Source organism: Amycolatopsis sp. NPDC051371 (genome assembly GCF_040682155.1).
In the GTDB taxonomy this organism is placed as follows: Bacteria; Actinomycetota; Actinomycetes; order Mycobacteriales; family Pseudonocardiaceae; genus Amycolatopsis.
Window position 1 is genome coordinate 104,361 of the sequence record NZ_JBFBAG010000007.1, and the last position, 21,046, is coordinate 125,406.

The 21,046-nt window shown below is 71.1% G+C and carries 19 protein-coding genes; 5 read left to right on the plus strand and 14 right to left on the minus strand.

Annotated features, from left to right (window positions below; translation table 11 throughout):
- Window positions 1–2: 2 nt before the first annotated feature.
- Window positions 3–467 carry a hypothetical protein gene (locus AB0M59_RS11645; protein ID WP_364612545.1) on the minus strand — a complete coding sequence of 155 codons (465 nt, stop codon included), beginning with the start codon at window positions 465–467 and terminating at the stop codon, window positions 3–5.
- A 97-nt stretch (window positions 468–564) separates the two neighbouring features.
- A complete protein-coding gene (locus AB0M59_RS11650) occupies window positions 565–1,836 on the minus strand; it encodes a GGDEF domain-containing protein (protein ID WP_364612548.1) in 1,272 nt (423 codons plus the stop codon).
- Between the two features lie 338 nt (window positions 1,837–2,174).
- On the opposite strand from AB0M59_RS11650, the gene AB0M59_RS11655 reads away from it, so the two are divergent.
- The gene (locus tag AB0M59_RS11655; protein WP_364612551.1) at window positions 2,175–3,125 is read left to right on the plus strand and encodes a chitinase; all 951 of its coding nucleotides are present in this window, start codon (window positions 2,175–2,177) and stop codon (window positions 3,123–3,125) included.
- 184 nt (window positions 3,126–3,309) lie between these two features.
- On the plus strand, window positions 3,310–4,683 hold the full coding sequence (locus AB0M59_RS11660) for a cytosine permease (protein WP_364612553.1): 1,374 nt from the start codon (window positions 3,310–3,312) through the stop codon (window positions 4,681–4,683).
- Here the strand turns inward: AB0M59_RS11660 and AB0M59_RS11665 are convergent.
- The 4 genes from AB0M59_RS11665 to AB0M59_RS11680 all read right to left on the minus strand — a co-directional run bounded on the left by AB0M59_RS11665 (window position 4,647) and on the right by AB0M59_RS11680 (window position 8,650).
- Window positions 4,647–5,126, minus strand: a complete 480-nt coding sequence (locus AB0M59_RS11665) for a hypothetical protein (protein ID WP_364612556.1) — start codon at window positions 5,124–5,126, stop codon at window positions 4,647–4,649. The genes AB0M59_RS11660 and AB0M59_RS11665 overlap by 37 nt on opposite strands.
- 127 nt (window positions 5,127–5,253) lie before the next feature.
- A complete protein-coding gene (murJ, locus tag AB0M59_RS11670; RefSeq protein WP_364612558.1) occupies window positions 5,254–7,035 on the minus strand; it encodes a murein biosynthesis integral membrane protein MurJ in 1,782 nt (593 codons plus the stop codon).
- 86 nt (window positions 7,036–7,121) lie between these two features.
- Window positions 7,122–7,379, minus strand: a complete 258-nt coding sequence (locus tag AB0M59_RS11675; protein WP_364612561.1) for a hypothetical protein — start codon at window positions 7,377–7,379, stop codon at window positions 7,122–7,124.
- Window positions 7,380–7,597: 218 nt separating this feature from the next.
- A complete protein-coding gene (locus AB0M59_RS11680; protein ID WP_364612564.1) occupies window positions 7,598–8,650 on the minus strand; it encodes an aldo/keto reductase in 1,053 nt (350 codons plus the stop codon).
- A gap of 110 nt (window positions 8,651–8,760) precedes the next feature.
- Here AB0M59_RS11680 and AB0M59_RS11685 point away from each other — a divergent pair, with 110 nt between their 5' ends.
- Window positions 8,761–9,633 (plus strand): helix-turn-helix transcriptional regulator, encoded by an 873-nt coding sequence (locus tag AB0M59_RS11685; RefSeq protein ID WP_364612567.1) that lies wholly within the window; start codon window positions 8,761–8,763, stop codon window positions 9,631–9,633.
- Here the strand turns inward: AB0M59_RS11685 and AB0M59_RS11690 are convergent.
- The 8 genes from AB0M59_RS11690 to AB0M59_RS11725 are packed head-to-tail and all read right to left on the minus strand — an operon-like array spanning window position 9,560 to window position 19,333.
- Complete coding sequence (locus tag AB0M59_RS11690; RefSeq protein ID WP_364612570.1) at window positions 9,560–10,156, minus strand: TetR/AcrR family transcriptional regulator; 597 nt, start codon at window positions 10,154–10,156, stop codon at window positions 9,560–9,562. The two genes, AB0M59_RS11685 and AB0M59_RS11690, sit on opposite strands and share 74 nt — an antisense overlap.
- Complete coding sequence (locus tag AB0M59_RS11695; protein ID WP_364612573.1) at window positions 10,153–10,986, minus strand: NAD(P)-dependent oxidoreductase; 834 nt, start codon at window positions 10,984–10,986, stop codon at window positions 10,153–10,155. Before AB0M59_RS11695 ends, AB0M59_RS11690 begins: the two co-directional genes overlap by 4 nt.
- Window positions 10,987–10,996: 10 nt before the next feature.
- The gene (locus tag AB0M59_RS11700; RefSeq protein WP_364612576.1) at window positions 10,997–12,163 is read right to left on the minus strand and encodes an acyl-CoA dehydrogenase; all 1,167 of its coding nucleotides are present in this window, start codon (window positions 12,161–12,163) and stop codon (window positions 10,997–10,999) included.
- The gene (locus tag AB0M59_RS11705; RefSeq protein ID WP_364612579.1) at window positions 12,160–14,109 is read right to left on the minus strand and encodes a biotin carboxylase N-terminal domain-containing protein; all 1,950 of its coding nucleotides are present in this window, start codon (window positions 14,107–14,109) and stop codon (window positions 12,160–12,162) included. Before AB0M59_RS11705 ends, AB0M59_RS11700 begins: the two co-directional genes overlap by 4 nt.
- A gap of 7 nt (window positions 14,110–14,116) precedes the next feature.
- Entirely contained in the window at window positions 14,117–15,715 is a 1,599-nt protein-coding gene (locus AB0M59_RS11710) for a carboxyl transferase domain-containing protein (protein ID WP_364612582.1), read from the minus strand.
- Entirely contained in the window at window positions 15,712–16,860 is a 1,149-nt protein-coding gene (locus AB0M59_RS11715) for an acyl-CoA dehydrogenase family protein (RefSeq protein WP_364612584.1), read from the minus strand. Before AB0M59_RS11715 ends, AB0M59_RS11710 begins: the two co-directional genes overlap by 4 nt.
- Window positions 16,857–18,545: an acyclic terpene utilization AtuA family protein gene (locus tag AB0M59_RS11720; RefSeq protein WP_364612587.1), complete on the minus strand. Its 1,689-nt coding sequence runs from the start codon at window positions 18,543–18,545 to the stop codon at window positions 16,857–16,859. Before AB0M59_RS11720 ends, AB0M59_RS11715 begins: the two co-directional genes overlap by 4 nt.
- Window positions 18,542–19,333: a TIGR03084 family metal-binding protein gene (locus AB0M59_RS11725; protein WP_364612589.1), complete on the minus strand. Its 792-nt coding sequence runs from the start codon at window positions 19,331–19,333 to the stop codon at window positions 18,542–18,544. The genes AB0M59_RS11720 and AB0M59_RS11725 overlap by 4 nt, the downstream gene beginning before the upstream one ends.
- Before the next feature lie 141 nt (window positions 19,334–19,474).
- Here AB0M59_RS11725 and AB0M59_RS11730 point away from each other — a divergent pair, with 141 nt between their 5' ends.
- A complete protein-coding gene (locus tag AB0M59_RS11730) occupies window positions 19,475–20,305 on the plus strand; it encodes an enoyl-CoA hydratase-related protein (protein ID WP_364612592.1) in 831 nt (276 codons plus the stop codon).
- Complete coding sequence (locus AB0M59_RS11735; RefSeq protein ID WP_364612595.1) at window positions 20,302–20,934, plus strand: acetoacetate decarboxylase family protein; 633 nt, start codon at window positions 20,302–20,304, stop codon at window positions 20,932–20,934. Before AB0M59_RS11730 ends, AB0M59_RS11735 begins: the two co-directional genes overlap by 4 nt.
- The last annotated feature ends 112 nt before the right edge of the window (window positions 20,935–21,046 follow it).

A 21,046-nucleotide genomic window follows, 5' to 3' on the forward strand; every position in this document is an offset into this window, starting at 1 on the left:
CGTCAGGAACAAATCTGCCCGGCGATCGCGGCCGGGACCTCTTCGCACAATTCCCCGGTGCCCCCGGTCCGCGCGATCCAGGTTCCGTTCCGATAATTGAACAAAACGCGGCCGCCGTCGATGTCATTGGTGAAGTGCGCGAAAGCCCAGGGCGTCGCGCACTTGATGCGCTGCAGACCTTTGCTGTCGACGACCAGTGCACCGGACAATTCCTTGTTCGCCTTGAGCGCGGCTTCCAGCGTGGCCTTGGTCGCCGAGGCACAAGCGCTCACCTTGGCCGGCACCGGCTTCGCCACAGGCGTGGTGGCCTGCACGGGAGCGGCGACGGCCGTCGGTGCCACCGCTGTCGTTGGCGTCGTAACCGGTCCGCCATGCGCAGCGGAATCCTGCTGACCGGTGCAAGCCGACAGAATCGCGGCCGCCGTCACGATGGTCGCGATGCCCGCGGCACGACGAAACGAAAACATTCTTCCCCCTGAATTCCCCCGACGGCCCCTCGCCGCCTTCCTGCCAACCAAGGCGCTCAGCGGTATTGCCGGTTGTACGGCCGAGCTAACGGTCGGATCACGACGCCGGTTCGGCGCAGATCGTCCGGTTGCGGCCCGCCGCCTTCGCGCGCAGCACCGCCGCTTCCGCCGCGAGCAGCGCGTCCGCCAGCAGGCCGTCGGCGCAGCCCGCGACGCCGATCGACACCGTCACGCCGACGAACTGCGGACCGTCACCCGAGGCCTTCAGCGCCACCAGCGTCGAGGCGATCCGCAGCCGGATCCGCTCGGCGATCGCCATCGCGTCGAAGCGGCCCGTGCCGGGCAGCAGCACCGCGAACTCCTCACCACCGGAGCGGCCCACGAGATCCGCCGAGCGGACCTCGTCGCGCAGGGTGTCGGCGACCGCGCGCAGGACGGCGTCGCCGATGCGGGCGCCGTAGCGGTCGTTGAGCTGGCGGAAGTGGTCGAGGTCGAGCAGCAGCACGGCCTGGCCGGGACCGTGGCGGCCGAGCCGGTCCAGCTCGGCTTCGGCGGCGCCGCGCCACGACGCCGCGGTCAGCACGCCGGTGCCGGGGTCGAGGGTGACGTGGTCGCGGCGGCCGCGGCCCAGCCCGCCGCGGTGCAGCACGACGGTGGCGCCGGCCAGCACCGGCACGAGCGCCGGCGCGGCCGCCACGGCCCAGCCGAGCGGCAAGGCGGACGCTGCCATCGCAGCGTCGAAAGCGTGGCCGGGAAGAGCCGCGCCGAGCGGGCGGGGGCCGTCGGCGGCGGTCACGAGCGCGGCGTTCACCGCCAGAAACACCACCCCGGCGACGGTCAGCAGGACGACGGTGCGGGTGTCGAGGACCTCGCCGAGCGGCCGGACGTCCGTCGAGGTGAGGAACGCCCCGGCGACGAGGCCGGCCAGCGCCGTCGCGGCGGCGCCGAACACCTGCCGGTACACGGGTCTTCTGCGGACCCGGAACCACTGGTGCAGCGCGGACAGCACGACCAGTGCGACGGCGAGGCCCGGCCGGAGCACCAGCACCCCGGCGAAGATCCACGGGGTGTCGACGCCGGGGCCGAGGAGGGTGTCCTCGCGGTGGCGCTCCACCGTCCGGGCGAGCTCGGCCGACACCAGCATCCCGCCCAGGAGCAGCGCGAACGGCACCAGCATCGCGGTGAGCGGCGGGAACCGGAGGGCCGCGAGCACGGCGGCGGCGACGGCGAGGACGTCGATCGCGACGACGTAGAGGACCTGGCCGCGACGCGGCAGCCGCCACAGCGCCCAGCGCTGGAGGACGACGGCAGGCAGGAACCGGCCCGGGCGGCGTCCCCCGCCGGCGGCGACCGTGGAATCCCCCACCATTTCGGCAAAGTAGCCGTAATGCGGGGCGCTGTCACTCCGCCTTCAGGGGAATCTCACAACGCCGACGCTCGGAGACCGTGCGCGCACGGTAAGTCATATTTCCGACCCTCGAAGGGTTGACATACAACATTGGTCTAGTCCACTGTGTGGTGGCACAGCGCTCCTCCCGGGTTGATCCCGCCGCCTCAAACCGGAGGTGCTCCATCCAGCACGTTTGGAGGACCCCCATGCTGCATCGTTCATCGCCGATTCGCCCACAGTCACGGCCGAACAGTTTCGTGGCAACGGTTGCTCGTCGCTCGACGGGCGGCCTGCTTTTGGCCCGATCGGCGACCCCAGTGCGCCGTCTGGTCACTCTCGCGGTCGCGGCCGGAGCCGCGATGGCGACGGCGGTCGGCCTCGCCCCGCAGGCCATGGCCGCGGTCGACCCGGTGCTCGCATCGCCGTACCTGTACCAGTGGGGCGGGCAGACCAGCCCCACCGCGGCGATGTCCGCCACCGGCGTGAAAGCGTTTACCCTCGCGTTCGTCCTGTCCGACGGCACCTGCAACCCGAAGTGGGACGGCAGCCGCTCGCTGACCGGCTCGGACAAGACGATGATCCAGAACATCCGCAACGCGGGCGGGGACGTGATCCCCTCCTTCGGCGGCTGGTCCGGCACGAAGCTGGGCTCGAAGTGCACGTCGGCGTCGGCGCTGGCCGGCGCGTACCAGAAGGTGATCGACGCCTACGGCCTCAAGGCGATCGACCTCGACATCGAGAACACCGACGAGTTCCAGAACAACACGGTGCAGGACCGCATCCTCAACGCGGTCAAGCTGACCAAGCAGAAGAACCCCAACGTCAAGGTCGTCATCACCATCGGCACCACGACGACCGGCCCCGACAGCTGGGGCAAGCGCCTGATCAACCAGGCCAAGGCGATCGGCGCCCCGGTCGACGTCTGGTCGGTCATGCCGTTCGACTTCTCCAGCGGCGGCGACATGGCCGCGATGACGAAGTCCGCGGTCGACGGGCTGAAGAACCAGCTCAAGACCACGTTCGGCTGGAACGACGACACCGCCTACCGGCACAGCGGCCTCTCCTCGATGAACGGCAAGACCGACAACGCGGGCGAGACGGTCTCGGTGGCGAACTTCAACTCCATCCGCGGCTACGCGACGAGCCACCACCTGGCCCGCTTCACGTTCTGGGCCACCAACCGCGACTGCAGCGGCGGCGGCGAGTGCAGCGGCATCACGCAGGACAAGTACGCGTTCACGAAGATCGTCGCCGGGTACGCCGGCTGACCCCTGGACCCGTAGTGGGGCTGCCGAAGACCCTCTCACCGGCATCGGGGCCGGTGAGGGGGTCTTCGCGGGTCGAGACGGGTTTCGGAGAACACTGCCGGGTACCGGTGAGCGGAAACCGTTTCGCTCACCGGGAACCGGATTCCGTCACACCGCCGCAATCTTCGTCGCTTACCGTCTTCCCATGGCGAGGACCGAAGCGGCCGGTTACGGCGACAAGGTGGTGGCCGTCGAGCCCGGCGGGGTCGAACCCGTCGCCGACGCCGACCGCCACGGCAGGCCCCGGCAGCTGGCCTGGACCTGGGCCTCCCCCAACCTCGAGTTCGCGACGATCTTCGTCGGCGTCCTCGCCGTCACCGCGTTCGGGCTCTCCTTCACCCAGGCCGCCCTCGCCGCCGTCGTCGGGAACGGCCTCGGCGCCGTCGCGCACGGCGTCCTCTCCGCCCGCGGGCCGCGCTACGGCGTGCCGCAGATGGTGCTCGGGCGGGCCGCGTTCGGCTACCGCGGCAACGTCGTGCCCGCCGCGCTCATGTCGGTCATGGCCGGCGTCGGCTGGTTCGCCGTCAACAGCGTCAGCGGGGCCTTCGCGCTCGCCAGCCTCACCGGGCTCCCCACCGTCGCCTGCCTCGTGCTCGTCGTCGCGGCGCAGATCGTCATCGCGTTCTTCGGGCACAACCTCGTCCAGGCGTACGAGAAGTACGTCTTCGCCGTCCTCGCCGTCGTGTTCGCCGTCGCGAGCGTCGTCATCTTCGGGAAGTCGGGCGCCACCACCAACTCCGGCAGCGTGGGCGGGTTCCTCCTCGCCGTCGGCACCGCGTTCGGCTACACCGCGGGCTGGAACCCGTACGCCGCCGACTACACGCGTTACCTGCCGAAGACCGCGTCACGACGCGCGATCGGCCTCTACGCCGGCGGTGGCCTGTTCCTCTCGACCACCGTCCTGATGCTCGTCGGCGCCGCCTCGACGACCATCGCCGGCCCGGCCGACGACAACCCCGCGACGGCCTTCACCGGGCACCTGCCCGGCTTCCTCGCCGCCGCGACGCTGCTGGCGATCACGCTCGGCGCCGTCGCCGCGAACGTCCTCAACGTCTACTCCGGCGCGCTCGCCTTCCTCGCCCTCGGGATCCGGCTGCCGCTCGCCTGGCGGCGCGCCGTCGTCGCGCTCGCGTTCGGCGCGGTCGGGTTCGTGCTGGCCTGGCTAGGGCTGGCCGACGCCGGACACGCGTACGAGAACTTCCTGCTGGTCATCGCCTACTGGATCGGCCCGTGGCTCGGCGTGCTGCTGGCCGACCACCACCTGCGCCGCGGCACGGAGTTCGGCGAGCTGCTCGCCGACCGGCGCCACCGCAACGTCGCCGGGTTCACCGCGTTCCTCGTCGGGCTGGTGGTCTCCGTCGGGCTGTTCGCGAACCAGGCGCTCTACACGGCGCCGATCCCGAAAGCGGTTCCCGGCACCGGCGACCTGACGTTCGCCGCCGGATTCGTCCTCGCCGCCGGGACCTACCTGCTGCTCCGGCGTCAGCGCACCGGAATTCCGTCGCGGCGGCAGCCGTAGGGGTAGCAGCGGTAGTCCGGCGTGAAGGTCGGGAGGGTGACCGTCGTCGTCGGTGACGGCGGGAGCTCGACCGTCACGGTCGGCGTGGGGGTCGGCGTCTGGCGCGCGTGCATGACCACCGGCGACGGGGTCGTCGTCCGCGTCGGCACGGCGATCGCGGTGGACGTCGGGACGCCGGTGGCCGGCTGCAGCTGCGGGAACTGCGTGGACCCCGGGACGGGGTCGGTCCGGGTCGCCAGGACGAGCACGAGCCCGCCGAGCACCACGATCACCGCCGACGCCAGCGCGATCCGGCCCGCCGCGCCGCGCGGTTCGGCGCCGGGATCACGCCGGGCGGCCGCCTCGGCCGAGCGCGAACCGGGTTTCCGCGGCCGCGCCCCGGCTTCCCGCAGCAGTTCGTCGACCGTGACCCGATCCCGCCGCCTGCGCGCCCTGCGCGTCATGCACGACCTCCACCCCATCGCTGATCCGGATGGATCGTAGAAAGCCGCGCGGGAAATGTAAACGCGCTGATCGCAGCGGTCTCGTTACCGTTTCGAGACATCCGGATCGCGCTCCCGGCCGTAGTCGTCAACGAGGGGCGAACCGCCGCAGGAGAGCGCCCGCGCGGCGGGTCACCGGGGTGAACTCGGGCAGCCTCAGCAGAGCCAGCAGGCCGAACGGGACGGCCATCCCGAGCAAGGTCTGGACCGGCAGTTTCACCCAGGCGCCCGCGATCGCGCCGAGCGAGCCGGGCACGGCGTAGCCGGCAAGCACCGCGGCCCCGACGCCGAGGGCGCTGGCGGAGAGCGTGATCAGCCCGACCCGCAGGGATCGCTTGCTGCGCAGGTGCCCGAGCCGGACCCAGAGCCAGACCTGGCCGAGGACGGCGCCGACGACGAACCCGGCGCCGTTCACGAGCATCACGCCGAGGACGATGTGCTCGCCGTCGAGCAGGCCGCGGCAGAGCAGCAGCAGCGGGATCTTCACGGCGGTCATCACGAGCATGATCAGCGTGGGCGTGCGCGCGTCCTTCATCGCGTAGAACACCCGCAGCTGCAACATGACCAGCGCGAACGGCAGCAGCCCGACGGCGGAGACGGCGAGGGTCTGGCCGAGGCGCTCGGCGTCGTCGAGGGTGCCGCGGCCCCAGGTGAAGATCGCGATGCCGACCGGCGTGCCGACCACCGCCAGCACGGCGGAGATCGGCAGGAACAAGACCGTCGAGATGCGGGAGGCGAGGGAGAGGTCGCCGACGAGGGACACCGTGTCGCCGTCCGCGGCCGCGCGGCTCATCCGCGGCATCAGCGCGGTCAGCAGCGAGACGCCGAGGATGCCGTACGGGAGTTGGAAGAGCAGGGACGCGTAGCTGAAGGCCGTGACGCCGCCGCTGGTCCCGTGCGTCAGCACGCGGGTGGTGACGACGAAGCCGACGTGGCTGACCACGACGTAGCCGAGGATCCACGCGGCGAGCCCGCCGAACTCCCGGATCCGCGGGTCGAACCCCCAGCGCCAGCGGAACCGGAACCCGGTGCGCAGCAACGCCGGGATCAGCACCAGGGCCTGCACGACGATGCCGAGGGTGGTGCCGAGGCCGAGGACCAGCAGCTTCGGGTCGCCCATCCGGACCGGGTCGAGCGTCAGCTCCCACGGCACGACGGCGAACACGACGAGCGTGGCGGTCACGACGACGTTGTTGAGCACCGGCGCCCAGGCGGGCGGGCCGAAGACGTTCTGCGCGTTGAGGATCGCCGAAAGCAGCGCGAAGAGGCCGTAGAACAGGATCTGCGGCAGCAGCAGGTACGCCAGGGCCGTGGTGAGCCCCGGGTTGGCCGTCGGGGACGATTTGTCGACGTAGAGCGCGGTGAACAGCGGCGCGATCGCCACCGCGACGGCCGTGCCGATGATCAGCAGGATCAGCCCCATGGTGATCAGCCGCTGCGTGTAGGCACGGCCGCCGTCGGGGTCGTCCTGGGAGCGGACCAGCAGCGGCACGACCACGCTGGCGAGCACGCCGCCGAAGAGCAGTTCGAAGACGATGTTGGGCAAGGTGTTCGCGACGGTGAAGGAGTCGTTGACGACCTTGGTCCCGACCACCGCGGCGAGCAGCAGCTTCGCGACGAACCCGGTGATCCGGCTGACGGTCGACGCGACGGCCATCCGGCCGCTCGAGCGGGCCAGTGACGAGCCGGCGCCTTCCCCGCGGCCGGCGGTGACGGGCGAGGCGGGCGGCCGGGCGACGATCTGGGTGGCGAACTCGTCGTAGGGCCGCCGGGAGACGTCGGGGTCGCGGGTCGGCCAGTGCGCGCCGCGCAGCTCGCTGGGGAGGTAGACCGTCGCCTCGTCGTCCACCGGTGGTGGGGGTTCCGCCATGGCTCAAGCCTGCCAGGTCGAGGTCACCGACGGTATATCGAACACCTGTTCGACGCCACGACAGTGCGTGACGCACGTGCAGGTGCTCAGGCGGCGGCGGAGATCTCCAGCGCGGCGCGGCCGGCCTCGGTCAGCTCGGCCGGAACGCGCCCGGCGGCAGCCTCGACGGCGGGGCGCAGGTAGCCGCCGTGGGCGAGCGCGTGGGCCGTCATCTGATCGCAACAAGCGAATCCGTCGATGAAGAGGTCGGGCTCGCAGCTGCACGACATCTGCGCGCGGCCTGCTGCCACCGCCCTCAGCATCGCCATCGCGCGGTGGGTGAGCTCGACTCCTGAACCGGACACCGGACTGCCTTCCTCTAAAGACCGCTACTACCAGTCATTCGCCCATTGGGCCGATTGTGTTACTTACGGCACTATGACGTTTCGGAGCAAGTCGAGGTTCCGATTGGTCTCGGTCGGTGTCGATGAGCGGTTCGACGGTCGCGGCGAGCGGTCCCGCCGCCGGCGGTCGACGGCGGACCGGTGCGGGCCCACTCCCGCACGGTCCGGCCGCCGGCCGGTCAGCGGCGCGCTTCGATCTTCAGCTCCCCTCGCGTCACGGCGCGGATGTGGTCCCCCGCGAGCAGGTCGTGCGGATAACCGAGGTCGATCGCACTGGCCTCGTCGAGGCGGGCCAGCTGGGCCGCGGTCAAGGCGACCTCCAGCGCACCGAGGTTGCCCTCCAGCTGCTCGGGGGTGCGGGCGCCGATGATCGGTGCCGTCACGCCCGGGTTCTGCAGGGTCCACGCCAGCGCGACCTGCGCGGGCGTCCGGCCCAGCTCGAGAGCGACCTCCTTGACGACGTCGGCGATGGCGAGGTTCCGTTCGGTGACCATCCCCAGGCCGGCGTTGAAGCTCTCGCGGGTTCCGGCGCTCGGCGCGGCCCGGCCGGCGCGGTCGTACTTGCCGGTGAGCAGGCCGCCCGCCAGCGGCGAGAACGGCGTCACCCCGAGACCCATCGTCCGCGCCATCGGGATCAGGTCCCGTTCCGCGGCCCGGTTGATCAGGTTGTACTCGATCTGCAGCCCGACCAGCGGCGACCAGCCGCGCAGGTCGGCGATCGCCTGCATGCGCGAAATTTCCCACGCCGGGGCGTTGGACATCGCCACGTACAGGACTTTGCCCTGGCGGACCAGGTCGTCCAGGCCGCGCAGGATCTCCTCGACCGGCGTCGTGAAGTCCCACACGTGCAGGTAGAGCAAATCGAGGTAGTCCGTGTTCAGCCGCCGCAGGCTGGCTTCCACCGACGCGAACAGGCTCTTGCGGTGCGAGCCCGTGGAATTCGGGTCGCCGGGCCGGCGCAGCGTCGTGTACTTCGTGGCCAGCACCAGGCTCTCGCGGGTGTCGCGGGTGAATTCGCCCAGCTGACGCTCGGCGCTGCCGTTCGTGTAGGTGTTGGCGGTGTCGATGAAGTTGCCGCCGCGCTCGACGTAGGTGTCGAACAGCTTGCGCGCCTCGGTCTTCTCGGCGCCCCAGCCCCACTCGGTGCCGAAGGTCGCCGTGCCCAGCGCCAGCGGGGAGACCCGCAGCCCGGAACGGCCCAGCAGCCGGTAGCTGTCGAGGGTGAGCGACATGGTGTCCTCCTTGAACGGTCGTCGGCAGCGAGTCTCCGGCCGGCGCGCGCCGGGGGTAAGGGAAAGAACTTCCTGGGAACAGCCGTCCCACCCTGGCGGTTGCAGTGATCATGACGACCCCCACGGTGGAGCTGGCCGCGTTCCTGCGGACCCGGCGGGAACGCCTGGACCCGCGGGACTTCGGCCTGCCGCCGCGCCGGCGGACGCCGGGGCTGCGCCGCGAAGACGTCGCCGAGCTGGCCGGGATCAGCGTCGACTACGTCGTGCGGCTGGAACAGGCCCGCGGCCTGCGACCTTCGGCGGAGGTGGTGGAGGCGCTCGCCGGGGCGCTGCGCCTGGCTCCCGACGAGCGCGCGTACCTCTTCGACCTGACCCGGCAGCGCGCCCGTGACACCGACAAGCTCGTCACCGCCGCGACGCCGCCGCTCGCCCGGCTGGTCGACGACCTGGCACCGCTGCCCGCCATGCTCCTGAACCACCGCTACGACATCCTCGCGTGGAACACCGGAATGGCGAGGCTGCTGGTGGATCTGGACACGCTGCCGCCGGCGCAGCGCAACTCGATGTGGCTGTGCCTGATGCACCCGCAGGTGCGCGAGTTCTACCTCGACCGCGAACGCGTGGTGCGGGAAGGGGTCGCCCACCTGCGCGCCGCGTGGGCGGCGCACCCGGACGACCGGGCGCTGACCGGCCTCATCGCCGAGTTCACCGCCGGCAACGAAGATTTCGCCCGCTTCTGGGCCGAGCAGGACGTCAAGGTGAACGGCCGCGGCCGCAAGGTCATGCGCCACCCGGAGGTCGGCGTGGTCGCCGTGGAGTTCGAGACGCTCCGGCCGGTCCAGGACCCGGACCAGCTGCTGGTCATCTTCCGTGCCGCCGACGAGGAGAGCCAGGCGGCACTGGACCGGCTCACCCGAGCCGCAGCTCCAGCGTCCGCGCCCACTCCCGCACGATCTGCTTCCGGCGCCGGGTGTCGTCCGTGAGCAGGTTCGCCAGGCCCAGCCCGCGGGCCAGGTCGAGGGTGGCTTGGACCAGCTCGCGCACCCCCGCGCGGGACTCGTCGACGCCGAGGAGCTCCACCGTCACCCGGTGCGCCTCGCGCCCGACCCGCGCTTCCAGGGGCACCAGCACGTCCCGCAGGGCGTCGTCGGTCGCCGCCACCGACCACAGCTGCAGGGCGGCGCGGAACAGCGGCCCGGTGTAGAGGTTCAGCACCATCTCGACGACGCGCTCGATGCGCGGCACCCCGCTCGGCAGGTCCGCGGCCTGGGCGCGCAGCTCGTCGATCTGCGCTTCGCCCAGCAGGTCCACCGCGGCCGCGACGAGGTCCTCCCGCGTCGGGAAGTGGTGCTGCGCGGCGCCTCGGGAGACGCCCGCGCGTTCGGCGATCACGGCGACCGTGACCCCGTGCCAGCCGCGCTCGCCGAAGCTGTCGAGCGCGGCCTCGATCAGCCGCCGCCGCGTCGTGCGGCTGCGTTCCTGCTGGGGTTCGCGGACGCCGGTCAAGCCGGATCGACCCAGAAGTCGAGCTGGAGGTCCTCCTCGGAGCCGCCGATCCGGTACTTCGCGAAGTCCGTCACGCCGGCCGCGCGCAGCACCTCGTCGTCGAGGAAGAAGTTCCCGGTCGCCTCGCCGCTCGGCTTGGTGAGGATCGCGTACGCGGCGTCGGCCATGATCTCCGGCGTCCGGCTGCGGTCGGCCAGCTCGGCGCCGACGACGTTGCGGATCGCCGCGGTGTCGATCGTGGTGCGCGGCCACAGCGAGTTGACCGAGACGCCGTCCTTCTTCAGCTCCGCCGCGAGCCCGACGGTCACCAGGCTCATCGAGTACTTCGCGATGCTGTACGCGAGGTGCCCGGCGGTGAACCACTTCTCGTCGAGGCTGATCGGCGGCGACAGCGTCAGGATGTGCGCGTTGTCGGATGCTCGCAGGTGCGGGATGGCCAGCTTCGAGAGCAGGAACGTGCCGCGGGCGTTGATGTCCTGCATGAGGTCGTAGCGCTTCATGCTGACCTGCTCGGTCGGCGTCAGGTCGATCGCGCTCGCGTTGTTCACGACGATGTCGATGCCGCCGAACTGCTCGACGGTCTTCGCCACCGCGGCGGCCACGCCGTCGTCGTCGCGGACGTCGCCGAGGATCGGCAGCGCGTGCCCGCCCGCCTTCTCGATCGCCTCGGCGGCGGTGTAGATCGTGCCGGGCAGCTTCGGGTGCGGTTCGGCGGTCTTGGCCAGCAGCGCGACGTTCGCGCCGTCCTTCGCCGCCCGGAGCGCGATCGCCTCGCCGATGCCGCGGCTGCCGCCGGACATGATGATCGTCTTGCCGTCCAATGTAGACATGGTGACTCTCCTAGTAGGACTTGGGCAGGCCGAGGCTGTGCTGGCCGACGAAGTTGAGCACCATCTCGCGGCTGACCGGGGCGATCCGGCCGAGCCGCACCGCCGTGACCAGCGTGCCGAGGCCGTACTCGGTGGCGAGGCCGTTGCCGCCGTGGGTCTGCACGGCCTGGTCGGTCGCGCGGATGGCGACCTCGGCGGCGGCGTACTTGGCCATGTTGGCCGACTCCCCCGCGCCGAAGTCGTCACCGGAGTCGTAGAGCGACGCGGCCTTCTGGGTCATCAGCTTCGCCAGTTCCAGCTCGACCTTGATCTCGGCCAGCGGGTGCGCGAGGCCCTGGTGAGCGCCGATCGGAGTGCCCCAGACCTGGCGCTGGTTGGCGTAGGAGACGGCTTTGGAGAGCGCGTAGCGGGCGATGCCGAGGGAGAACGACGCGCCCATGATGCGTTCCGGGTTGAGCCCGGCGAACAGCTGGGCAATCGCCGCGTCCTCCTCGCCGACGAGCGCCTCGGCGGGCAGGTGGACGTCGTCGAGGAACAGCGAGAACTGGTTCTCCGGCGCGATGATGTCCATCGGGATCTTCGTGTACTCGAAGCCGTCGGTGCCGGTCGGCAGGATGAACAGCGCGGGCTTGAGCTTGCCGGTCTTCGAGTCCTCCATGCGCCCGACGACGAGCACCGCGTCGGCCTCGTCGACGCCGGAGATGTAGACCTTGCGTCCACTGAGGACCCAGCCGTCGCCGTCACGCTTGGCGGTGGTGGTGATCTTGTGCGAGTTCGACCCGGCGTCCGGCTCGGTGATCGCGAAGACCATGCGCTTGGTGCCGTCGGCGATGCCGGGCAGCCACTGCTTCTTCTGCTCTTCGGTGCCGAAGCGGGAGATCACGGTGCCGCAGATCGCCGGCGAGACGACCATCAGCAGCAGCGGCGAGCCCGCGGCGGCCAGCTCCTCCAGCACCGCGGCGAGGTCGGCGATGCCCGCGCCCCCGCCGCCGTACTCCTCGGGGATGTTGACGCCGAGGTAGCCGAGGCGCCCGGCCTCGTCCCACAGCTCGTGCGTCTTCTCGTCCGCGCGAGCCTTGCGCGCGTAGTACTCGTGCCCGTACTTGGTCCCGAGCTCGGCGACGGCCTTGCGGAGCGCGATCCGCTCTTCCGGCTCGATGAAGTTCATGGCGTTCATTCTGCTTCTCCCACCACCGCGAGGATCGTGCCCACTTCGACCTGCTGTCCGACCGTGACCGGCAGTTCCGTCACCACGCCGTCGGCGGGCGCGGCGATCCGGTGTTCCATCTTCATCGCCTCGAGCCACAACAGCGGGTCGCCCGCCTTGACCGGGTCTCCGGCCTGCACGGCGAGCCGGACGACGGTGCCCGGCATCGGCGCCACCAGCGACCCCGCCGCCAGCGCCGCGTCCGGATCCGCGAACCTCGGAACCGCCGTCAGCGCCACCGAGCCGAGTGCGGAGTCCACGTAGGACACTCCGTCGTGCCGGGCGACGTCGAAGGTGCGCCGCACTCCGGCGACGTCCAGGACGACCCGGCCCGGCTCGGCGGCGACCAGGTCGACGTCCTGGCCCTCGGCTTTCAAGCCGTCCCGGGTCAGCGAGTAGACCACCTCGTACTCGCGGTCCGCGACCGAGAAGACCTTGCGCTGCCCGGCCGATCGGACGTTGCGCCAGCCGCTCGGCAGCCGGCTCTGGGTGGTCGCCGACGCCCGGTTGCCCGCCGCGTCCGCGAGCGCCGCGGCCAAGGCCGAGACGCGCTCGGTGTCCACAGTGGCCAGTGGCGCGGCGAGGGTGTCCAGGCCGTGCCGGTCGAAGAACGCCGTGTCGGTCTCTCCGGCCAGGAACGCCTCGTGGCGGAGGATGTTCACCAGGAGGTCGCGGTTGGTGACGACGCCGTGGATCTTCGACGCCGCCAGTGCCTTCGCGAGCCGTCGGGCGGCCTCGGCGCGGGTCGGCGCCCAGGTGATCACCTTGGCGAGCATGGGGTCGTAGTGGACGCCGACCACGGACCCGCTCTCGAACCCCGAGTCCAGCCTGAGCCCGGGGCCGTGGCCGAACCGACGGTCCACGTCGGGCACGTCCAGGGTGTGCAGCGTGCCGCTCTGCGGCTGCCAGTTCGCGGCCGGGTCTTCGGCGTAGAGCCGGACCTCGATGGAGTGGCCGACGGTGGGCGGCGGGTCGGCGGGCAGCCGTTCACCGTCGGCGATCCGCAGCTGCAACGCCACGAGGTCCAGCCCCGTGACGTTTTCGGTGACCGGGTGCTCGACCTGTAGCCGGGTGTTCATTTCGAGGAAGTAGAACCGGCCGTCGGGCCCGGCGAGGAACTCGACCGTGCCCGCGCCGACGTAGTCGATCGCCTTGGCGGCCTTGCGCGCGGCGTCGAACAGCTCTTCGCGCATGGCGTCGTCGACGAACGGCGAGGGCGCCTCTTCGACGACCTTCTGGTGCCGGCGCTGGATCGAGCACTCCCGCTCCCCCACCGCCCACACCGTGCCGTGCCGGTCGGCGAGCACCTGGACCTCGATGTGGCGCCCGGTCTCCAGGTACCGCTCGCAGAAGACGGTGGGGTCGCCGAACGCCGATCCCGCTTCGGCACTGGCACCTTCCACTGCCTCGGCCAGCTCGTCGAGTGAGCGAACCACGCGCATGCCGCGGCCGCCACCCCCGGCGGAGGCCTTGACCAGCAGCGGAAGGTCCGCTTCCGTCACGGACGCGGGGTCCAGTTCGGACAGCACCGGGACACCGGCGGCGGCCATCAACCGCTTGGACTCCACTTTGGAGCCCATGGTCTCGATGGCCTCGGGCGGCGGCCCGACCCAGGTCAGCCCCGCGTCGAGCACGGCGCGGGCGAACGCGGCGTTCTCGGACAGGAAGCCGTAGCCGGGGTGGACGGCGTCGGCGCCGGTGTCGGCCGCGGCCTTCACCAGCAGCTCGGCGCGCAGGTACGTCTCGGACGGTGCGTTGCCGGGCAGGCGGACGGCCGCGTCGGCTTCGACGGTGTGCGGCGCGGCGGCATCGGCGTCGGAGAACACCGCCACCGTGCCGATCCCGGCGTCGCGGCAGCTGCGGAACACGCGGCGGGCGATCTCGCCGCGGTTGGCGACCAGCAGGTTCTGGATCATCGCTCACTCACATCCGGAAGACGCCGAAGCCCTCGGCGCCCTTCACTGGTCCATTGTGGATCGCGGACAGGCTCAGCCCCAGCACGGTGCGGGTGTCGCGCGGGTCGATGATGCCGTCGTCGTAGAGCATGCCGGAGAGGAACATCGGCATCGACTCAGCCTCGATCTGGCCTTCCACCATGGCGCGCATGGCCTTGTCGTGGTCTTCGTTGTACTCCTGACCGCGGCTCTCGGCGGCGGCGCGGGCCACGATGGACAGCACGCCGGCCAGCTGCGCCGGGCCCATCACCGCGGACTTCGCGCTCGGCCAGGCGAACAGGAAGCGGGGATCGTAGGCGCGGCCGCACATCCCGTAGTGCCCGGCGCCGTAGGACGCTCCCATGAGGACGGACAGGTGCGGCACCTTCGAGTTCGACACCGCGTTGATCATCATCGCGCCGTGCTTGATGATGCCGCTCTGCTCGTACTCCTTGCCGACCATGTAGCCGGTCGTGTTGTGCAGGAACACCAGCGGCGTGTGGATCTGGTTGGCCAGCTGGATGAACTGCGCGGCCTTCTGCGACTCCTCGCCGAACAGCACGCCTTGGGCGTTGGCCAGCACGCCGACCGGGTAGCCGTGGATGCTCGCCCAGCCCGTCACGAGCGAAGAGCCGTACAGCGGCTTGAACTCGTCGAAGTCGGAACCGTCGACCACCCGGGCGATGACCTCGCGCGGGTCGAACGGCACCTTGAGGTCGGGCGGCACGATGCCGAGCAGGTCCTCGGTGTCGTACAGCGGCTCCGCGTAGTCCGGCTTCGGTGTCGGGCCCTGCTTGGTCCAGTTGAGCCGCTTGATGATGTTCCGGCCGAGCCGGATCGCGTCGGCCTCGTCGACGGCGAGGTAGTCGGCCAGGCCCGAGGTCCGCGCGTGCATCTCGGCGCCGCCGAGCGACTCGTCGTCGGACTCCTCACCGGTCGCCATCTTGACCAGCGGGGGCCCGCCGAGGAACACCTTGGCGCGTTCCTTGACCATCACGACGTAGTCCGACATGCCCGGCAGGTACGCGCCACCCGCGGTCGAGTTCCCGAAGACCAGGGCGACCGTCGGGCAGCCCGCGGCCGAAGCGCGCGTGATGTCGCGGAAGATCCGGCCGCCGGGGATGAAGATTTCCTTCTGCGTCGGCAGGTCCGCGCCGCCGGATTCGACGAGGTTGATCGACGGCAGCCGGTTCTGCGCGGCGATGTCCGCCGCCCGGAAGCTCTTCTTCGTGGTCCACGGGTTGCTGGCGCCGCCCTTGACCGTCGGGTCGCTCGCCGAGATCAGGCATTCGACGCCTTCGACGACGCCGATGCCGGTCACGAGGCTCGCGCCGACCCGGTAGTCGGTGCCCCAGGCCGCCAGCGGTGACAGCTCCAGGAACGGCGAGTCCTCGTCGAGCAGCAGCTCGATCCGCTCGCGGGCCAGGAGCTTGCCGCGCTTGCGGTGGCGTTCGACGTACTTCTCGCCGCCACCGGCCACGGCCTTGGCCTGTTCGGTGTCGATCTCGGCGAGCTTCTCCAGCATCGCCTCGCGGTTGGCGCCGAACTCGGCGGTCCGTGTGTCCACTGTGGACCTCAGAGCGGTCATGAAGTGTATCCCAATCGCTTCGCGGCCAGGCCGGTGAGGATCTCGGTGGTGCCGCCGCCGATGCCGAGGATCCGGACGTCGCGGTAGTGGCGTTCCACTTCGGACTCGCGCATGTAGCCGAGCCCACCGTGCAGCTGGACGGCCTCGTTGACCACCCACTCGGCGGCCTCGACGGCGGTGTTCTTGGCGAAACAGGCCTCGGCGATGACCTCCTCGCCCGACACGTGCCGGATCGCGGCCTGCCGGGCGTAGGTGCGCGCGACGTCGACCTTGCGCGCCATCTCGGTCAGCTTGTGCTGCACGACCTGTCGCGAGATGAGGGGACGGCCGAACGTCTCGCGCAGCCGGCACCAGTCCAGCGTCAGGTCGAGCGCCCGTTGCGCGTGCGAGTAGGCCTGCACGGCCAGGGAAAGCCGTTCGGTGACGAACTGGGTGGCCACCTGCGCGAACCCACTGTTCTCGGTACCCACCAGGTTCTCCACCGGCACGCGGACGTCCACGTAGGACAGTTCGGCGGTGTCGGAGCAGAGCCAGCCCATCTTCTCCAGCTTGCGAGACACGGTGAAGCCGGGCGTCCCGCGTTCGACGACGATCAGCGAGAGCCCGTGCGCGCCGTCACCGCCGGTGCGCACGACCGTCGTGACGAAGTCCGCGCGGCAGCCGGAGGTGATGAACGTCTTCGCGCCGTTGATGACGTACTCGTCGCCCTCGCGGACGGCGGTGGTCCGGATCCCGGCGACGTCCGAACCGCCGTCCGGCTCGGTGACAGCGAGCGAGCCGATCTTGTCCCCGGCCAGCGTCGGGCGGACCCAGCGTTCGATCTGCACGGGGTCGGCGGCTTCGGCGATGTGCGGGACGGCGATGCCGCAGGTGAACAGCGACGCGAACAGCCCGCCGGACCCGCCTGCGTAGTGCATTTCCTCGGCGACGACGAGGGCGTCGAGGTAGTTGCCGTCACCCCCGCCGATCTCCTCGGGGAAGGCCACGCCCAGCAGGCCGAGGTCTCCGGCTTTGCGGTGCAGGTCGCGCGGCAGTTCGCCGGCGCGTTCCCAGTCGTCGAGGTGCGGCAGGACTTCCTGCTCGACGAACTTCCGCACGGTCTTGCGCAGCTCGCCCCGTTCGGGCGTCCGGAACGGATCGGTCACAGGAGCACCTCGGGCACGTCGATTTCGCGGGACCGCAGCCACTCGCCGAAGGCCTTGGCCTGCGGGTCGAACCGCGCCTGCGACGCGACTCCCTCACCGAGGATGCTTTCGACGACGAAGTTCATCGCCCACAGGTTCGGCAGCAGGTAGCGCGTCACCGGCAGGTCGGCGGTCTCGGGCAGCAGCAGCTTGAACTCCGCGACGGTCAGCCGGTGCACCAGCCACCGCCACGCTTCTTCGGACCGGACCCAGACGCCGAGGTTGGCGTTGCCGCCCTTGTCGCCGCTGCGGGCCCCGGCGATCGTGCCGAGGGGCACCCGGCGCACCGGGCCGTGGTCCAGGGGCTCGGGCAGCGCGGGCTCGTCCACATCGGACAGGTCCCGAGTGGACGCCGATGGCGCTATGTCGACACGCATGCCGTCCGGCAGCACGGCGACGTGGGGCACCTTCTCCGCGGCCACATAAGCCGCGGTGTAGACGCCGTACGGCGAGGCGTCCGACGGCGGCGCGGTGACGTGGAACCCGGGGTAGCTGGCCAGTGCCAGCTCGACGGCGGCCCCGGTGAACGCGCGGCCGGCGACCTTGGGGTCGGCGTCCTTGACGGCGACGTGCAGCAGGGCACTGGCGGCCTGCTCGGTGTCGGCGTCGGCGTGATCGGTCCGGGCCAGCGTCCACCGGACGTCCGCGGGCGGCCGTTCCTTCAGAGCCTCTTCGAGTTGTTCGCGCACCAGCGCGGCTTTCGCCTCGATGTCGAGTCCGGTGAGGACGAACGTCGTCTCGTTGCGGAACCCGCCGAGCCTGTTCAGCGCGACCTTCAGCGTCGGCGGCGGGGCTTCCCCGCGGACGCCGGAGATGCGGACGCGGTCGGGCCCGTCTTCGGCCAGCGACAGCGTGTCGAACCGGGTCGTGACGTCCGGCCCGGCGTAGCGCGCGCCGGTGATCTCGTACAGCAACTGCGCGGTGACGGTGCCGGCGTTCACCACTCCCCCGGTGCCCGGGTGCTTGGTGATGACGCTGGAACCGTCGGCCTCGATCTCGGCGATCGGGAAGCCGGGCACGCCCAGGGAGTGCTCGGTGAAGAAGGCGTAGTTCCCGCCGGTGGCCTGGGCGCCGCACTCGATGACGTGCCCGGCGGCGACCGCGCCGGCGAGGGCGTCGTAGTCGTCGCGGGCCCAGCCGTAGTGCGCGGCGGCCGGGCCGACGATCACCGAGGCGTCGGTGACGCGCCCGGTGACGACGACGTCCGCGCCCGCGTTCAGGCACTCGACGATGCCCCACGCACCCAGGTAAGCGTTGGCCGTCAAAGGTTTCCCGAGGTCCAGCTCGTCGGCGCGCGCGACCAGGTCGTCGCCCTCGACGTGCGCGATCTTGACGTCGAGCCCGAGCTTCGCCGCCAGCTCGCGCAGGGCGTCGGCAAGTCCGGCGGGGTTGAGCCCGCCCGCGTTGGCGACGATCTTGACGCCCTTTTCCCGCGCCAGTCCGAGGTTTTCCTCCATCTGGCGGAGGAACGTCTTGGCGTAGCCGCGGTTCGCGTCCTTCATCCGGTCGCGGCCGAGGATGAGCATGGTCAGCTCGGCCAGGTAGTCGCCGGTCAGGACGTCGAGCGGGCCGCCGGTGAGCATCTCGCGGACCGCGCTGAAGCGGTCACCGTAGAAGCCCGACGCGTTGCCGATGCGGTAGGTCATGCGAACTGCCCCGGCTTCCGGCCTTCTCCAGGAGGCCCGGCGAAGGCCTGCGCGATGGTCAGCCACTCTTCGACGTCGGCGCCGTGCGCGACCAGGTCCGTGTCGGCCGGGTGCCGCCGCTGGGTGACGGCCAGGCAGAAGTCGACGGCGCTGCCGGTGAGCTTCTGCTCGGCGTCCTCCGGCCCGAACGCCCAGGTGGAGCCGTCCGGCGCGGTCAGCTCGACGCGGAACTCCTCGGCCGGCGGCGCGAGGGAGTTGAGCAGGTAGGCGAAGTCGCGGGTGCGGGTGCCGAAGCGGGCGATGTGCCACAGCCGCGCGGTCGGCTCGCGCGTCAGGCCGAGGGCGTCGAAGATGTCCTGGCCGTGGGCCCACGTCTCCATCAGGCGCGCGGTGACCATGGAGGCCGCGCTCATCGGTGGGCCGTACCAGGGCAGCTTCTGCCCGTCCGGCACGGCGGCGAGCGCCGCGGCCAGCTCGGCCCGGCCCGCGCGCCAGTCTTCGAGGATCTCTCGCGGCGGGCGCTCGGCCCCGGCCGCGGCGCCGTCATCGACGTAGGTCTCCCCCACCTTGAGGAGCTCTTCGACCTCGGCCTGCCAGTCCTCCGGGTGGGCCGCCGCGATGCAGGCCTTGCGATCGGTCCAAGCCAGGTGGGCGATGGTGTGCGCGATGGTCCACCCCTCGGCCGGCGTCGCGCGCGCCCAGTCGGACGCGGGCAGGTTCGCCACCACGTCGTCGATCGTCCGTGTCTCCGCGTCGAGATCCCCGAGGATCACGCCGAGATCCGCCATCCGCCGCCTCCTTGCGTCCTGCGGCCCAGCGTCGCACCGGTCGCCGGAAAAATCAAGCACGCCTGATTGTTTCGTCCCGGACGCTGCGGACACACTATTGACATCTTGCCAGTAGTGGCGGACTGCAATACGTTCGTCGCCATGGCCGAGACCACCTACGCCGTCGCGGACCGGATCGCCACGGTGACGTTGAACCGCCCCGAGGCGCGCAACGGCTACACGATCCGGATGGCCGACGAGCTCGGCGCCGCCATGGATCGCGCGGACCGCGACGAGGACGTCCGCGTCGTCGTCCTGACCGGCGCGGGCAAGGACTTCTGCGTCGGCGCCGACCTCTCCCAGGGCGGCTTCGACTTCGACCCGGCGACCGGCCCGGACGCGGCGTGGCAGGAGCCCGCCGGCCGGTGCTCGAAGCGGATCTTCACCATGAACAAGCCGGTGATCGCGGCCCTGCACGGCGCGGCCGTCGGCGCGGGGAGCACGATCACGCTCCCCTGCGACTACCGGCTCGCCTCGGAGGATTCGCGGTTCGGCTTCGTCTTCACCCGCCGCGGCATCTACCCCGAAGGCGCGTCGGCGTGGTTCCTCCCCCGGCTCGTCGGCATGGGTACCGCGCTCGACTGGATGATCAGCGGCCGCGTGTTCCCCGCGGCCGAGGCCCTCGAAAAGGGCTTGGTGCACAAGGTCTTTCCGACCGGAACCGTGCTCGACGAGGCCTACGCACTGGCCCGCGACATCATCGCGAACACCGCGCCGGTGTCGGTCGCGGTGACCCGCCAGCTGCTCTACCGGATGGCGAGCGCCGACTCGCCGTTCCCGGTGCACGAACTCGACTCGAAGCTGATCGGCGGGCTCGGCGCGAACCCGGACGCCGTCGAGGGCGTCATGTCGTTCCTGCAGAAACGACCGCCCGAATTCGGCATGCGCGTCGAGAAGGACCTGCCTCCGTACCTCCCCTGGTTGGACGAATGAGCCTCTACCCGCCGCAGCCCTGGAACCTGACCGCCGACGCACGCGTGTCGATCTGGCGCGTGCCGCCGTCCCGGTTGCCCGCTCTGCCGGCCGGCGCCCGGCCGCTGGTGGTGGTGGCCGGCCACGCGTCCGTGTTCACGGCGTGGATCGACTACACCCCGCCCGGGCAGATGGCCTACCACGAGCTGCTGGCCGCGGTGTCGATCAAGGCGCGGCGCGTGTCCTGCTCGATCACGGAGATCTGGGTCGACAGCGAGGCGTCCCTGGCGGGCGGCCGCGAGCTGTGGGCGATCCCGAAGGACCTGGCGACGCTGGACTTCACCGGCGGCCGCACGTTCCAGGCCACGGCGGCGACGGCGGACGACTGGATCGCTACGGCGGCGTTCAAGCCCCGGCCCGCGCTGCCGCTGCGGGTGCCGACGTCGTTCGAGGTCGTCCAGGAGCGCGATGGCCTCCTGCGCACCCCGGTCGGCGCGAAGATCCGCCCGCGCCCGGCCTCGGCCGACTGGAGCTTCAACCCGGACGGCCCGCTCGGCTACCTCGCCGGGCGGCGGCCGGTGACGAGCCTCGAGCTGCCGAAGTCCGAGCTCCGCTTCGGCGCTTGCCCCCGGCCCAAACGTCTTGAATGAGTCATTCAGGTCGCCGGAGGTCCTGAATGACTCATTCAAGACAGCGCCGCGCCCGCACGCCCAGCCGGACCACCCGGCAGCCGTGGGCTGCCCGGCTCCGAGCGACCTCGAA

Bases quoted from the DNA above. Each gene is read 5' to 3' on its own strand.
- murJ (WP_364612558.1), bottom strand. From the start codon at position 7,035: ATGGCGGAACCCCCACCACCGGTGGACGACGAGGCGACGGTCTACCTC.
- AB0M59_RS11685 (WP_364612567.1), top strand. From the start codon at position 8,761: ATGACGACCCCCACGGTGGAGCTGGCCGCGTTCCTGCGGACCCGGCGG.
- AB0M59_RS11710 (WP_364612582.1), bottom strand. From the start codon at position 15,715: ATGACCGCTCTGAGGTCCACAGTGGACACACGGACCGCCGAGTTCGGC.
- AB0M59_RS11735 (WP_364612595.1), top strand. From the start codon at position 20,302: ATGAGCCTCTACCCGCCGCAGCCCTGGAACCTGACCGCCGACGCACGC.
- AB0M59_RS11730 (WP_364612592.1), top strand. From the start codon at position 19,475: ATGGCCGAGACCACCTACGCCGTCGCGGACCGGATCGCCACGGTGACG.
- AB0M59_RS11665 (WP_364612556.1), bottom strand. From the start codon at position 5,126: ATGACGCGCAGGGCGCGCAGGCGGCGGGATCGGGTCACGGTCGACGAA.
- AB0M59_RS11725 (WP_364612589.1), bottom strand. From the start codon at position 19,333: ATGGCGGATCTCGGCGTGATCCTCGGGGATCTCGACGCGGAGACACGG.
- AB0M59_RS11660 (WP_364612553.1), top strand. From the start codon at position 3,310: ATGGCGAGGACCGAAGCGGCCGGTTACGGCGACAAGGTGGTGGCCGTC.
- AB0M59_RS11680 (WP_364612564.1), bottom strand. From the start codon at position 8,650: ATGTCGCTCACCCTCGACAGCTACCGGCTGCTGGGCCGTTCCGGGCTG.
- AB0M59_RS11700 (WP_364612576.1), bottom strand. From the start codon at position 12,163: ATGAACGCCATGAACTTCATCGAGCCGGAAGAGCGGATCGCGCTCCGC.
- AB0M59_RS11645 (WP_364612545.1), bottom strand. From the start codon at position 467: ATGTTTTCGTTTCGTCGTGCCGCGGGCATCGCGACCATCGTGACGGCG.
- AB0M59_RS11695 (WP_364612573.1), bottom strand. From the start codon at position 10,986: ATGTCTACATTGGACGGCAAGACGATCATCATGTCCGGCGGCAGCCGC.
- AB0M59_RS11650 (WP_364612548.1), bottom strand. From the start codon at position 1,836: ATGGTGGGGGATTCCACGGTCGCCGCCGGCGGGGGACGCCGCCCGGGC.
- AB0M59_RS11720 (WP_364612587.1), bottom strand. From the start codon at position 18,545: ATGACCTACCGCATCGGCAACGCGTCGGGCTTCTACGGTGACCGCTTC.
- AB0M59_RS11705 (WP_364612579.1), bottom strand. From the start codon at position 14,109: ATGATCCAGAACCTGCTGGTCGCCAACCGCGGCGAGATCGCCCGCCGC.